The organism is Gilliamella sp. ESL0250 (assembly GCF_013345045.1).
Classification (GTDB): domain Bacteria; phylum Pseudomonadota; class Gammaproteobacteria; order Enterobacterales; family Orbaceae; genus Gilliamella; species Gilliamella apicola_H.
In genome coordinates, this window is the sequence record NZ_JAAEDV010000004.1 from 28,228 (window position 1) to 42,161 (window position 13,934).

13 protein-coding genes are annotated in these 13,934 nt (G+C 35.9%); 5 read left to right on the plus strand and 8 right to left on the minus strand.

Annotated features, from left to right (window positions below; translation table 11 throughout):
• Position 1: 1 nt before the first annotated feature.
• The 3 genes from zwf to GYY69_RS04570 form a co-directional block, all read right to left on the minus strand.
• Positions 2-1,462 (minus strand): glucose-6-phosphate dehydrogenase, encoded by a 1,461-nt coding sequence (gene zwf, locus GYY69_RS04560; protein ID WP_174796618.1) that lies wholly within the window; start codon positions 1,460-1,462, stop codon positions 2-4.
• A 171-nt stretch (positions 1,463-1,633) separates the two neighbouring features.
• Positions 1,634-1,918 (minus strand): 50S ribosomal protein L25, encoded by a 285-nt coding sequence (gene rplY / locus GYY69_RS04565; RefSeq protein WP_065637261.1) that lies wholly within the window; start codon positions 1,916-1,918, stop codon positions 1,634-1,636.
• 181 nt (positions 1,919-2,099) lie between these two features.
• Positions 2,100-2,972, minus strand: coding sequence for a D-hexose-6-phosphate mutarotase (locus GYY69_RS04570; RefSeq protein WP_174796619.1), 873 nt, complete (start codon positions 2,970-2,972; stop codon positions 2,100-2,102).
• Between the two features lie 196 nt (positions 2,973-3,168).
• Here GYY69_RS04570 and hemW point away from each other — a divergent pair, with 196 nt between their 5' ends.
• A complete protein-coding gene (hemW, locus tag GYY69_RS04575; RefSeq protein WP_174796620.1) occupies positions 3,169-4,296 on the plus strand; it encodes a radical SAM family heme chaperone HemW in 1,128 nt (375 codons plus the stop codon).
• Positions 4,297-4,542: 246 nt separating this feature from the next.
• Here the strand turns inward: hemW and GYY69_RS04580 are convergent, their stop codons facing one another.
• Complete coding sequence (locus GYY69_RS04580) at positions 4,543-5,511, minus strand: sugar kinase (protein WP_174796621.1); 969 nt, start codon at positions 5,509-5,511, stop codon at positions 4,543-4,545.
• A gap of 1 nt (position 5,512) precedes the next feature.
• Positions 5,513-6,340: a DeoR/GlpR family DNA-binding transcription regulator gene (locus GYY69_RS04585; RefSeq protein ID WP_174796622.1), complete on the minus strand. Its 828-nt coding sequence runs from the start codon at positions 6,338-6,340 to the stop codon at positions 5,513-5,515.
• A gap of 348 nt (positions 6,341-6,688) precedes the next feature.
• On the opposite strand from GYY69_RS04585, the gene GYY69_RS04590 reads away from it, so the two are divergent.
• Genes GYY69_RS04590 through GYY69_RS04605 form a run of 4 tightly spaced genes read left to right on the plus strand, consistent with a single transcriptional unit; the run spans position 6,689 to position 10,401 of the window.
• Positions 6,689-7,543: a tagatose bisphosphate family class II aldolase gene (locus GYY69_RS04590; RefSeq protein WP_174796623.1), complete on the plus strand. Its 855-nt coding sequence runs from the start codon at positions 6,689-6,691 to the stop codon at positions 7,541-7,543.
• A 12-nt stretch (positions 7,544-7,555) separates the two neighbouring features.
• Positions 7,556-8,476 carry a hexose kinase gene (locus GYY69_RS04595; protein ID WP_174796746.1) on the plus strand — a complete coding sequence of 307 codons (921 nt, stop codon included), beginning with the start codon at positions 7,556-7,558 and terminating at the stop codon, positions 8,474-8,476.
• An 11-nt stretch (positions 8,477-8,487) separates the two neighbouring features.
• Entirely contained in the window at positions 8,488-9,906 is a 1,419-nt protein-coding gene (locus tag GYY69_RS04600; RefSeq protein WP_174796624.1) for a PTS fructose transporter subunit IIC, read from the plus strand.
• A 57-nt stretch (positions 9,907-9,963) separates the two neighbouring features.
• Complete coding sequence (locus tag GYY69_RS04605; RefSeq protein ID WP_065586999.1) at positions 9,964-10,401, plus strand: PTS sugar transporter subunit IIA; 438 nt, start codon at positions 9,964-9,966, stop codon at positions 10,399-10,401.
• 420 nt (positions 10,402-10,821) lie between these two features.
• Here the strand turns inward: GYY69_RS04605 and ribD are convergent, their stop codons facing one another.
• The 3 genes from ribD to thrC all read right to left on the minus strand — a co-directional run bounded on the left by ribD (position 10,822) and on the right by thrC (position 13,917).
• Positions 10,822-11,931: a bifunctional diaminohydroxyphosphoribosylaminopyrimidine deaminase/5-amino-6-(5-phosphoribosylamino)uracil reductase RibD gene (gene ribD, locus GYY69_RS04610; protein ID WP_174796625.1), complete on the minus strand. Its 1,110-nt coding sequence runs from the start codon at positions 11,929-11,931 to the stop codon at positions 10,822-10,824.
• 14 nt (positions 11,932-11,945) lie between these two features.
• Complete coding sequence (gene nrdR / locus GYY69_RS04615) at positions 11,946-12,398, minus strand: transcriptional regulator NrdR (protein ID WP_065587000.1); 453 nt, start codon at positions 12,396-12,398, stop codon at positions 11,946-11,948.
• Positions 12,399-12,627: 229 nt separating this feature from the next.
• Positions 12,628-13,917, minus strand: a complete 1,290-nt coding sequence (thrC, locus tag GYY69_RS04620) for a threonine synthase (RefSeq protein ID WP_174796626.1) — start codon at positions 13,915-13,917, stop codon at positions 12,628-12,630.
• Positions 13,918-13,934: the final 17 nt, after the last annotated feature.

Here is a 13,934-nt window from a genome sequence, read left to right on the forward strand (position 1 = left end):
TTTATTCAAATTCGTGCCATGAATGCCCATCTTTAGTGATTAAGGCAACGGATGCGACTGGTCCCCAAGTTCCAGCTTGATAAGTTTTTGGTGGTTCTTTTTCTGTTTCCCATGCACTAATAATTGAATCAACCCATTTCCATGCTGCTTCAACTTCATCACGATGAACAAATAACGCTTGGCGCCCCCGCATAACTTCAAGTAATAAACGCTCATAGGCATCAGCGCTTTGTTGGTGAAAAGTTTCGCTAAAACTTAAATCAAGTTTAGTAGTTTGTAAATTGTGAGTACTATCTAATCCCGGTACTTTGTTTAGAATTTCAATATCCATTCCTTCATCAGGTTGTAAACGAATTGTCAATTTATTTTGAGGTAATTGTGGATAAAATTCACTAAATAGATTAAGTGGTAATGGTTTGAAATAAACAACAACTTCAGAACATTTGCTCGGTAAACGCTTACCTGTACGTAAATAAAATGGAACGCCCGCCCAACGCCAGTTATCAATATCAACTCGAATCGCAACAAATGTTTCGGTATTGCTTTTTTGATTTGCGCCGTCTTCTTCTAGATAGCCCGGTACATTAACACCATTAACGAATCCTGCTGTATATTGTCCACGAACTACTTTTTCGCGTATATTGGTTTTATCAATTGGCCTAAGGGCATTTAGTACGGCTATCTTTTCACTACGTAAACTGTCATCTTCAAGGTTAGCGGGTGGTGACATGGCAATCATGGTTAATATTTGTAATAAATGATTTTGCACCATATCACGCATTTGACCGGCTTTATCAAAATACCCCCAACGTCCTTCAATGCCTACTTGTTCAGCTACTGTAATTTCGACATGATCAATAGAATTACGATCCCAAAATGACGCAAACACTGTATTAGCAAAACGTAAGGCTAAGAGATTTAGTACTGACTCTTTACCTAAATAATGATCAATACGATAAACTTGTGATTCACTAAAGAATTTAGCCACCGAATCATTGATTTCACGAGATGATTGCAAATCAGTTCCAAGTGGTTTTTCCATCACAATGCGGTTTTGTGATTGATTTAATCCTGCGGCAGCTAAACCTTGGCAAATAGTCCCAAAAGCACCTGGATGCATTGCAAAATAGAAAATAGCGGGATGACCTGAATCAAGTTTATTTTTCAACCCTGCAAAACCCGCGCTATCATTAACATCTAATTTATGAAAATCCAATCGTTGACTAAATCGTCGCCAAATACTATCGTCTAACGGCTCCGGCATAAATGAGATGAGTGCATCTTTTGCAACTTCACAATAAGCGGCATGATCCCAATCAGCGCGTCCTACGCCTAAAATCTTGGTTTGTTCAGGTAGTTTTCCATATTTTTCTAGTTGATATAAAGACGGTAGTAATTTACGTCTTGTCAAATCCCCTTTAGCACCAAAAATAACTAAATCGCAAGCTGGGATATCAGACATGGTTTTCTCCTAGGATGGTATAATGTAATTATTCTATTATGTTGGATGGTTAGTGTACAGGCTAAATCATAACAATAGGCATTAGCCTACATTAGCGCTAAAACAAAAAGGTCACCACAGTGGTGACCTTTTGCTTGAAACAAGGAATTGGATAATATTCCAATATATAAATTATACGCGTACAAAATCCATATGAACTAATTTTGGTTTAAATGCATGACGTTGTACTGCTTGTACTTTTACTTTAACTGCTTTGCCGTCAACCTCGATAGTTAACACTTCAGAGTAAAACTCTGGTTTTTCTTGCATATTAAAGATTTGGTTGTGATCAAGCACAACAGAGATTGCAGGCTCAGTTCCACCATAAATGATGGCTGGGAATTGACCAGCGTGACGCAGGCGGCGGCTCGCACCCTTACCATGCTCTTTTCTAACTTCAGCTTTGAATGTAAACATATTTATTTCTCTTAATGATTTAAAATAAAAGCCAATTACAGGCGACCCAGTAGTTGACTATCAAACTAGCACTTTAAAAAGTGGTGTGGATTATAAAGTGTTATCCCTGTAAACGCAATCAATTAATCATATTACAAATGAGTAAAACATTGATTGCGTATGTGGCATAAAATATGAACGATTAGATCAATTCTATCAGAAAACCATAAGTTGATTTTTTATTAGGAGATGATTTTAATGGTTTTGTAATACAACCGGATTCGACACAAACCATTGATTTATATTCATCATCACCAAAATCCGCCATGGCTTTAGCTTTATTTATCCATGGATTCCAAGTAACTACATCACTGACATTAGTATTGGTTAATCGAATTGTTCGGATGCCATCAGTTATCGTTAGTTGTTTACTCGCATCAGTATAAATACGATCGACTTCTTGATTAAAAGTTAATTGACCTACTGTCGCCGGTTTGTTTTCAACATCAAGTCGTTCTTGATAAGTTTCACCTAAACCTTTGACTACAACATGGTCAATATTATCAATACCAAAATAAGTATGTAGCGCACTAGTTATATCAAAGTCAGCAAAACAGCTTAAAGTAACTTCACAAGTTTTACCTAAATGAAGATTTAATGACACAGTAAAAGGTTGGTGACAATAAGGTGCTGTCTGCTGATTATTAGTAAGAGACAATATGAGATCAACACCATTATCGTCCTCTTTACAAGAGTCTAATTTCCATTCAACAATACGCGCAAAACCATGAGAAGGATTCCCTAATTGACCAAACCAAGGCCAGCAAACGGGTACCCCTCCTCGAATAGCCACTCCTTGTTTAAAATTTGTTTTGTCGCTTAGCCAAACAACGGGGGTTTGCTCAGTAGCGGGTTGCCAAAATAGCAAATGTGCACCTTGTAATGTAACCGCTGCCTTGCAAGTTTTATGGTTAATAACCACAATAGGGAGTTCACCATAAGTCGATTGCTTAACCGATGAGCTTAGTGATACGCCTGATAAGCCACTATCTAAAATCGCTTTATATATACTCATACTTACTCCTAAATAATAAATTTAATCAACAATTAATATCGAAACATATCGATAATTGTACGCTTTTTAACTTAATAATAAAAACACTATAGATGCCAAAAGCTTTTTTTAATAAATTGGAGTAAAATGGCAGGCTATAAAAATAAGATAACACACGGGTTATTTTTGTTAAAAAGTTTCAGGAAAGGCTACGTTTATGTATAAAATCCCAATGAGTTTGTATATTCATATGCCATGGTGTGTACAAAAATGTCCTTATTGTGATTTTAATTCACATACCGTTAAAAGAACGCCAGATTATGAAGCTTATGTAGAGCATTTGATTAAAGATTTACAGCATGATGCTGTTTTTTGTTCAAACCGTTCAATTCATTCAATCTTTATTGGCGGAGGTACACCGAGCCTGTTTTCTGCTGAATTGATTGATAAATTATTATTGAATATAAATAAGATTATCCCCATAAATAAGAATGCCGAAATCACCATTGAAGCCAATCCAAATTCTGTAGATATGGAAAGATTCAATGGTTATCAGCAAGCAGGTATAAATCGAATATCAATTGGTGTGCAAAGTTTTCAAGCCGATAAGCTGGTTAAATTAGGGCGGATACATGATCCCAAAGAAGCAATCACAGCAGGAAAACTAGCCCAAAAATTAAATTTAAGAAGTTTTAATTTAGACTTAATGCATGGATTGCCAAATCAAAGTATTGATGATGCCATATATGACTTAGAACAAGCCATTGCTATCGCGCCGCCTCATTTGTCTTGGTATCAATTAACTATTGAGCCCAATACACTATTTGGATCAAAACCACCCGTTTTACCAGATGATGATAAACTTTGGGAAATTTATCAACGAGGACATCAATTATTGACAAGCCATGGTTATCAGCAATATGAAACTTCGGCTTATGCTAAAGAAGATTTCCAATGCCAACATAATTTAAATTATTGGCGATTTGGGGACTATTTAGGTATTGGATGTGGTGCTCATGGTAAATTAACACAACCTGATGGCAAAATTATTCGCACCATAAAAACGCGTCACCCAAAAGGGTATTTAGAAGGACGTTATTTAGATAAATATTATACAGTACCGGAAGAAGATCTGCCCTTTGAATTTTTTATGAATCGTTTTAGACTATTTGAACCAACACCTAAACACGAATTTGAACAACGAACTTATTTACCATTACAAACAATCGAGAATCAAATAGCAACTGCCATTGAAAAAAACTATTTAATTGAGGATAAACAAAACTGGCAAATAACCGATCATGGAAAGTTATTTTTGAATTCGTTATTAGAGCTATTTTTATAGTTAATTAACTGATATATATTAATTTATTTAAAATAAGATAATTGTTTACATTTATTTAACATGATAGATACGAACTATTTAATCAATCATTCTGGTATCTTTACATACTTTTTTTAAAAAAAAGTGCATAATGTCTCTCGACAATGCATTTATTTCATTGTTTTCCTATTCCTTATGTTTTCCCAATAACTTTGTTATTGGGATTTTTTTTGCCTATACTATTAATAGTATTATTGCTTTTAATGATTAGTTGAAAGAAGCGTGCGAAAGAAATTGTTCTTGTTGAGCTAATGTAGATGTGCCTTCCATTGGGCCTTTCTTAGATACGGCAAGTGCACCACTCGCATTTGCATATTGCAAGGCTTTTTCGACCGAATAACCTGCCAACATTAAACTGACAAATGTTGCGCCAAAACAGTCGCCGGCTCCTGTTGGATCCAGCAAATTGACCTTGTACCCATTAATATGCAGTGTTTTTAAATGACCTTGTTCATTAAGTCCATAATAATTAGCACCTTTAGTGCCCCCTTTTACCACTATATGCTTAATACCTTTTTTTAGCAAAGTAGACATGGTTTGTTGCTCTGTTTCACCATTATGCTCAGCAAAATAACTGACTTCATTTTCACTCGGTAAAAAGATATCGGTATATTCCATAATATAATCAAAAGATTGCTCCATTTCGGGTATATCAAACATCTCTTTGCGTAAGTTAGGATCGAATGAAATTGTACCGCCTTTATTTTTGATAATATCTAACGCTTTACGCATAGCATCAATCACGCGAAACGAATAAAGCGATGACCCCATTACATGTAAATGAGTACAATCTTTTAATAAGTTTTCATTAATATGATTAAATGAAAGTAAACCACATGCACTATTTGGAATATTAAAAATAAAATCTCTTTCGTTAGCACCTTTATAAGTAACAAATGCACTGCCGGTATTGGCTTTATGATGTGAAGTAATGCCATCAATAATCACACCGTCCTTTTTGAGGCGACTAATACACATTTTGCCAAAGGCATCTTTTCCGACACAACTAAAAAAGACAACGGGAAAACCTAATTTTGCAACTTGATCTGCAAATATTGCGGGAGCACCACTAACAAAAGGACCGATAAACTCTCCTGTTTGATCGAAACGTTGATTTTGTGTTTTCGCCAAAAACTCAACCAACAGCTCACCTATCGTGCAGATTTTAAAATGCATATTATGTCTCCAAGATGTTTTGATAAGTCACACAATATTTATTGGAAATAAGCTGATCAAAATGAGTATCTAATAATTGTTGATGATATTCAGTCACAGCCGGTCGTGACAAAACCACCATATCAATATCAGCTAATATCCCAATGCTATTGTTATCATTATGGGCGATGCGTTGTGGCAAAATGCCAATAGTATGTGCCGCTTTTTTCATTATTTGTTGATAAGTTTTAACTTGTTCTAAATTTTCAATAATCAATTGATTATCAGAATTAATTGCACTTAATTCAGTGATAAAATGCGTGACTGAAAATTGATTCAAGACAAAATTAATCATCTTGTTATCTTGCAAAATATTGCCATCAAGTAACACGCCACCAACAACAATCACTTCAGCATCGGTAAATTCTTTTGCTAATTGTGCGTTACTAATATCATTCATAATAAGTATTAATGATTTTTTGCTATGTAAAAATGGAATCAATTTCCTTATTAAATTGCCATGGCTTAAAAACAACGTATCACCATCATTAATATAACTTAAGCAGACTTTGACTAATTCAATATCACGACAATCACTAACACTTTGTGTATAACTTTGGGTAATGGTACTTGCCTGATTAAACACACTCTCTGGAGCAATATAAATCGCTCCACCAAAGGATCGCTTTAAATATCCTTGCTGCTCTAAATAAGTTAAATCTTGACGAATAGTCACATTCGAGACTTGAAGCAATTCTGATAACTCATCAACTTTAACTTCGCCTTGCTGACGAACTATTTCTGCAATTTGCAATCGTCGCTTTAATAGGGCTGAAGATGCTCTAGCCAATTTTATTTCCCATGCTGTAGATAAAAATGAAGAAGCAGTGATAATAGAATTAATCCTATACTTGGTCAACATCAAACTAGATCAATGTTTTACCTTATAAATCATATTAATAATGCTTAACACATTCTTTATTCTGCAGCATTCCCTATATACATATTAACCATCAAAACGAAAATTTATAAATTATTTTTATTTCGTTTCGAAAGTAAAGTTGAATTTTGTGATCTATCTCACGTGATTACCACTAGAATAACTTACGTTTTGAAAGTATATTCATTGATAATAAATTTCAAAAAGAAAGTTATTAGCACAATATCAATCAAAACCAAATTATTAAGGGAAAGTCATATGTCTATCATTTCAAGCCACAATATGTTAAAAAAAGCGCAAACAGAACACTACGCTGTACCTGCCTTTAATATCCATAATTTAGAAACCATGCAGGTTGTTGTCGAAACTGTCGCCGAATTGCAGTCCCCTGTCATTTTAGCTGGCACACCCGGGACATATAGTTATGCCGGAACAGAAAATATTATTGCCATTGCTGATGAGTTATCGAAAAAACATAACATTCCATTAGCAGTTCATTTAGATCATCATGAACAATTCGACGATATAGCTTATAAAATTAGCGCCGGTGTTCGCTCGGTGATGATTGATGGTTCACATTTCCCATTTGAAGAAAATATTGCGATTGTTAAACATGTGGTGGATTACGCCCACCGTTACGATGTCAGCGTTGAAGCTGAACTAGGCCGACTTGGAGGCGTTGAAGATGATCTCGTTGTTGATGCAAAAGATGCTTTATATACCAATCCTAATCAAGCAGTAGAATTTATTGAAAAAACAGGAATTGACTCTCTTGCTATCGCCATTGGTACCGCACATGGTCTTTATAAATCAGAACCAAAACTAGATTTTGAACGCTTATCAGAAATCCGTTCAATGGTTGATATCCCCCTTGTATTACATGGTGCATCTGGCGTACCAGAAAAAGATGTCCGTGAGTGTATTCGACGTGGTATTTGTAAAGTCAATGTCGCAACCGAATTAAAAATTGCATTTTCAGATGCCCTAAAACAGTATCTTATTGAACATCCTGATGCTAATGATCCTCGTCATTATATGAAACCTGCAAAAGCAGCAATGAAAGATATTGTCAAAAAAATTATTGCGACATGTGGATGTGCAGGCAAATTATAGGGGGACGAGATGATGATCTATACATTAACGCTTAACACGGCAATCGATATGAATATTCATTGTCAGGGGCTTAACCCTAATAGCGTCAATCGCACATTACACACGAAATATAGTCCCAATGGTAAAGCAATCAATGTTTCCATTGTCTTACATAAATTTGCTAAACCAACTTGTGCAATAGGCTTTTTTGGCGGGTTTTCAGGTAAATATATTACCGATGAACTGACAAAAATGCAGATTGAGACAAAACCCTGTTTTATTGACGATATTACTCGTATCAATGTTTTTATTAATGATGGGCAAAATGAATATAAATTGGTGAGTAAAGGTCCATTTGTACCGAACGATAAAAAAATCGAACTGCTCACTATCATTGAATCATTAGTCAACAATAGCTATTTAGTTATTAGTGGTAGTTTACCTAATAATGTTGAGCCTGAATATTATGAAACTATTTTAGATTTATGTAATCAAAAAAATATTAAAGTTATTCTTGATATTAGCCACAAAAAATTAAGCCAGTTACTTACCTATAAGCCACTATTAATTAAACCTAATGATGATGAAGTAAAAGAGATTTTTGGTCTTGAAACAAAAACCACATCACAAATCATTACCACGCTAGAAACGCTGCACGCGCAAGGTGCACAAAACATTTTATTAACCATGGGTGCTAAGGGACTCTACTTTTCTAATGGGGTGCATATTTGGTATTGCAATGCTGTAGCAATCAAATTAATCAGCTCTGCTTGTGCTGGTGATGCTTCACTGGCGGCTTTTCTTAGTGAATGGTTACCTGAGCAACAACATATTGAAAAATCAATGAAAAAAGCATCTGCGACTGGTGCTAACGTGGCCGAATCAGATGGATTAGGGTTATTAGATAAAGTCAATATTTATATGGATCAGCTTGAAGTTACCCAAATAAAGTAAGGGGGATTATTATGAAAAAAATATTAGCTGTAACAGGCTGCCCAACGGGCATTGCCCATACCTATATGGCAGAAGAAGCCTTGAAAGCGGCTGCTGAAAAAGCAGGCATTGAAATTAAAGTGGAAACCAATGGTGCAGGTGGGGTTGATAATGCCATTACCGATATAGATCTTGCCAGTGCAATGGGTGTTATTATAGCAGCAGACAAAGATGTCAATCCAAACCGTTTTGATGGATTGCCTGTTATTGAAGTCCCTGTCAAAGATGGTATTCATAAAGCAGCCGCACTAATTGAACAAATCACTTCAGGTAAGGTTCCTATCCGCAAAAGCGATAAAAATGACACCAAAAACTCGGTTTCACCATCTAACCCAATAGATGTAAAAGAATCGATGGGTCGACAGATTTATAAACACCTTATGAGTGGTGTCTCTAACATGTTGCCTTTTGTTGTTGCTGGTGGAGTATTAATTGCACTCTCATTTTTATGGGGGATCTATTCAGCAGATGAAACCAATGCACAATACAATGAATTTGCTGCATTATTGATGAAAATAGGCGGGCAAGCATTTGGTATTATGGTACCAATCTTTACCGGTTTTGTCGCTTACTCTATAGGAGGAAGACCTGGAATGGTTGCCGGTTTTGTTGGCGGATTGATTGCCAATATGACCGGAGCTGGTTTTTTAGGCGGCATTATTGCTGGTTTTGCTGCGGGTTACTTGATGCTTTATGTCAAAAAGTGGTTAGACTGTTTGCCTCGTTCATTTGAAGGGCTAAAATCTATTTTTATCATGCCATTAGTCGGCGTCTTTGTGATCGGTGCCGGCATGTATTTACTAGGCGGACCGATTGCAACCATTAACAATGCCATGAAATCATTCCTTGAATCATTACAATCCGCTAATCCTATTTTACTTGGTATAGTAATTGGAGCAATGTGCTCTTTTGACTTTGGCGGTCCTGTCAATAAAGCAGCCTATGTGACTGGCACCATGCTACTAGGTGAAGGTAACTTTTACTTTATGGCTGGAGTTTCTGCTGCGTGTATTGTGCCACCTTTTGTGATTGCTTTTTCAACGACGATTTTCCGCGACAAAGCTTTTACTGAAGAAGAACGTGCAGCTGGAATGGTAAACTATATTTTAGGTTCAACGCACATTACCGAAGGCGCGATTCCTTTTGCAGCTAAAGATCCATTACACGTGCTCCCAATCATGATGCTATCCTCGGCCATTGCTTCTGTATTAACTTTCTTAAGCCAAATTCAAGTCCCTGCGCCCCATGGTGGCTTTTTAGTACTGCCATTGGTAAATAAACCCTTTCTCTGGGTGGGTTGTATTTTCGCTGGTGCACTTATTGGTGCCATATTATTAGGTTTAATGCGTATTCATCAAAATCGACAATTAGCAATTAAAGACACAGTATAATTAACCAGTTGATACATCGATAACTTTTCGGTATATCAAAATTAATAAGGACGAAAAATGAGTCATTTAAAACTGACAACTAATGATATTTCAATCATAAGCGGATCTCACTCTAAGCAAGAAGCCATTCAGTCAATATCAGAAGCGATGATCAAAGCCGGTTTAGTTAAAGATGATTATACTCAAGCTATGTTTGATCGCGATGCGCAAATATCAACCTTTTTAGGTAATGGCATCGCAATTCCGCATGGAACCACTGACAAACGTGATAGTGTCATCGAAACAGGGCTAAAAATAAATTATTATCCTGAAGGAATCTATTGGGATGAAGATAACAATATTGCTTATGTTGTCATAGGTATAGCAGCAAAAACTAATGAACATCTAGATATTTTACGACAATTAACTCGTGCTGTAATTGCTGAAGATACCCTTGAACGCATTAAAGCAATTAATACCACTGAAGATTTATTAAAAATATTACAAGGTAGTTGATATTAATCATCCCATGATGAGATTGTATTCTCATTCATGGGATTGATGTTTTTATGTTACTTAATACTAGTTGGCATTAGCTGTTAAGCTTAATCTTTGATTTAAATACAAAGTTATTTTTTAGATTTGAAATATTTAAACCTATTATCGATAATGCTCTTATTATTAACTATTTCCAATAATACTAAATTGTTTTCAACGCTAAGACTAAAGACAATAAATGGTTCACCAATATCAGAATAATAACGGTTATCATCTTCATTGATATGATGTTTAAATATCTAGTTACGATTGAAGGTATCAGTTAAAAACAAACAGACGTCCCAATTTAAAATCAAAACCTAGATTTGTAGTTTTATAATGAAGCCCATTTTAGCTTTTGACTATATCGTTTAATAGATGATTTTTTTGTTAATAGAATTATATCCGTTTTAAAATAACTCGCAGATCTTCGCCCACCATAACAACCGATTCAAATCGAAAATTTGGCGCCATTGACAAATTGTGTAAGTTAGGCAATATACACATATCTTTTGCATTATGACCAAGTAATTTAGGCGCGTAATAGATAATCAGTTCATCAACTAAGTTTTGTTCTATTAGAGCACCAGCTAGCTTAGCACCCGCTTCAACCCAGACAGAATTAATACCTTTTTGACCTAAAATTGTCATTAAATGCACTAAATCAATATTATTTTTGGGTGAGGATTCAACTATTAAGTGGCTGTTAGGCTTATTGATGGGAATAGCTTGCTTCCGCACTACCCATATTTTGCCTAATTGCTTAAAAACATTCTCATCACCGGTTAATTGATTTTGACCATCAATAATGACACGAATGGGCTGCCGAATTTTTTCGGCCGAATAAACTTGCTTTATATCATCAGGTAATTCAGCATGTCTAACCGTTAAACTCGCGTTATCGGTTTGTACCGTCATGCGGGTACTTAAAATACAACTTGCCTGTGCCCTAAACTGCTGTACATCTTGTCTTGCCGTGCTTGATGTGATCCATTTGCTTTCGCCCGATGCCATTGCTACTTTACCATCAAGAGAAGTGGCAAGTTTAAGTTGTACATATGGCAATCCAGTTCGCATTCGTTTTAAAAAGCCTTGATTGAGAGTTTCAGCCTGCCTATCTAATACCCCAACAACCACTTCAATTCCCGCATCACGCAATCGTTTTATACCATTGCCCGAAACATTTGGATTGGGATCTTGCATGGCAATAACAACACGTTTAATTTGCGATTTGATTAGGGCATCGGCACAAGGTGGCGTTCGTCCAAAATGGCTACAGGGTTCTAGTGTTACGTATGCTGTTGCATCTTTAGCATTATTCCCTGCCATTTGTAGTGCATAAACTTCGGCATGTGGGAGCCCTGCTTTTTGATGATAACCTTTACCAATGATGTGATTATCTTTTACAATCACACAACCAACATTAGGATTTGGTGATGTGGTAAAACGACCAAGCTTAGCTAGCTCAATCGCTTGTTGCATATAAAAATAATCATTGTCGTTTATCATCGTCATCTAGGGTATTATTTCTGTTGTAGCTTAGCAATTTCATTACTAAATTGTTCGATATCATCAAAACTAAAATAGACCGAAGCAAAACGAATATAAGCAATTTTATCTAAGTTTTTGAGTTCTTCAATCACATAGTCACCAATTAATTTTGCTGGAACTTCGCGTTCACCGGTTGCTCTAAGTTTAGATTTTATACGTGTAATCGCATCTTCAATGGCATCAAAACTCACTGGGCGTTTTTCAAGTGCCCTTTTGATACCATTACGTAATTTATCCTCATTAAATGGTTCACGAACTTTATTGCTTTTAATGACATTAGGCATAATTAATTCAGCAATTTCAAATGTGGTAAAACGTTCATTGCACTCGACACACTGGCGACGGCGACGCACTTGATATCCTTCACCGACAAGACGTGAATCAATCACCTTTGTATCATCTGCATTACAAAACGGACAGTACATAACAATATCCTTATAATGACATAATTAAGCTTACAATAGCTGAAAATTTTAATTTAAACAAGGTTGATTAGTATCTTCTATTTTTAGATGGGGTAGTACAAGTAAATTTAAGCATTGAAAATGAAGATGATGACTGTGAGGATAAAATTGGCTAGTCAATCAAGTAAACAAATTGGGGCACTATCATTAAGTAAAAAATGCCGTCGCCTATTGGGCAACGGCACAATATTTACCAATCTAAGTTAATTAAAAAATCACGTAATTTGGCAAAATCATCAGGCATATTATGGGAAAGTAATGTCATATCTGCGCGTTCCGCTAGCGCTTTTGGTAGTGGAATTGACTTACCAAGAATATCTTCAACCACCTCTTTAAATTTAGCTGGATGTGCCGTACCTAAAAACAGACCATATTCACCGTCTTGCAGTTGATCACGTAATGCACGGTAAGCAATTGCACCATGGGGCTCTGACAAATAGTTTTTTTGATTCAGTTCACGAACGGTCTGCTTAGCAACTTCATCAGACACAGCAGCATGACCAAGTGATTTAAGTGCCCAACCTTCTCTTTTATAAATTTCCTCAATTCGAGGCCAATTATTAGGTTGGCTAACATCCATTGCATTAGATAGCGTTGCAACTGTTGCGTGAGGTTCCCATTTTCCGGTTTCTAAATATCGTGGTACGGTATCATTCGCATTTGTTGCAGCAATAAACCGTTTAATTGGTAAGCCCATCGTTTTTGCTAGCAAACCAGCAGTTAAATCACCAAAATTACCACTGGGTACTGAAATCACAAGTTGTTCACGTTGCTTAGGCGTTAGTTGTGCATAAGCTTCAAAGTAATAACAAATTTGCGCTAGTAATCGGCTAATATTGATAGAATTAGCAGAATTCAAACCAATGTTAGTTTTTAATTCCTCATCATCAAATGCTTTTTTAACTAATGTTTGGCAAGCATCAAAGTCGCTTTGAATCGCAATAGTATGGATGTTATCACCAAGTGTACAAAAAAGTTTTTCTTGTAATGGGCTAATTTTTCCCTCGGGATATAAAATTACGACCCGAATATTAGGTAAATGATAAAATGCATGGGCGACAGCGGCTCCAGTATCACCAGATGTAGCGGTTAAAATAGTAATTTTTTTATCTGCTGCAACTTGGACTAATGCTTGCGCCATAAAACGTCCACCAAAATCTTTAAATGCGAGCGTTGGCCCGTGATAGAGTTCTAGTGAGCCAATATCTGCTTCTACCGATTTTACAGGTGCAGGAAATTGGAACGCATTGTTAACGAGCCTATGCATATCATCAAAGCTGATCTCATCACCAATAAAAGCGGATAAGATTTTAGCACTACGAGTCACAAAATCGAGTTCTAATAATGATTCAATTTCATTTATAGAAAATTTAGGTAGCTCTTGAGGGAAGAATAAACCTTGCCCTCTTCCTAATCCTTGTTGCACCGCGTCAGCAAAACTAACTTGCTGGTAATGATCTTTTAAGTTATACAATTTCATAATATATTCCAGTTATC

Excerpts from the sequence above, each read along its gene's own strand:
- GYY69_RS04580 (WP_174796621.1), bottom strand. The coding sequence starts at position 5,511 with ATGCATTTTAAAATCTGCACGATAGGTGAGCTGTTGGTTGAGTTTTTG.
- zwf (WP_174796618.1), bottom strand. The coding sequence starts at position 1,462 with ATGTCTGATATCCCAGCTTGCGATTTAGTTATTTTTGGTGCTAAAGGG.
- GYY69_RS04595 (WP_174796746.1), top strand. The coding sequence starts at position 7,556 with ATGATCTATACATTAACGCTTAACACGGCAATCGATATGAATATTCAT.
- ribD (WP_174796625.1), bottom strand. The coding sequence starts at position 11,931 with ATGATAAACGACAATGATTATTTTTATATGCAACAAGCGATTGAGCTA.
- GYY69_RS04600 (WP_174796624.1), top strand. The coding sequence starts at position 8,488 with ATGAAAAAAATATTAGCTGTAACAGGCTGCCCAACGGGCATTGCCCAT.
- GYY69_RS04570 (WP_174796619.1), bottom strand. The coding sequence starts at position 2,972 with ATGAGTATATATAAAGCGATTTTAGATAGTGGCTTATCAGGCGTATCA.
- hemW (WP_174796620.1), top strand. The coding sequence starts at position 3,169 with ATGTATAAAATCCCAATGAGTTTGTATATTCATATGCCATGGTGTGTA.
- GYY69_RS04605 (WP_065586999.1), top strand. The coding sequence starts at position 9,964 with ATGAGTCATTTAAAACTGACAACTAATGATATTTCAATCATAAGCGGA.
- rplY (WP_065637261.1), bottom strand. The coding sequence starts at position 1,918 with ATGTTTACATTCAAAGCTGAAGTTAGAAAAGAGCATGGTAAGGGTGCG.
- thrC (WP_174796626.1), bottom strand. The coding sequence starts at position 13,917 with ATGAAATTGTATAACTTAAAAGATCATTACCAGCAAGTTAGTTTTGCT.
- nrdR (WP_065587000.1), bottom strand. The coding sequence starts at position 12,398 with ATGTACTGTCCGTTTTGTAATGCAGATGATACAAAGGTGATTGATTCA.
- GYY69_RS04590 (WP_174796623.1), top strand. The coding sequence starts at position 6,689 with ATGTCTATCATTTCAAGCCACAATATGTTAAAAAAAGCGCAAACAGAA.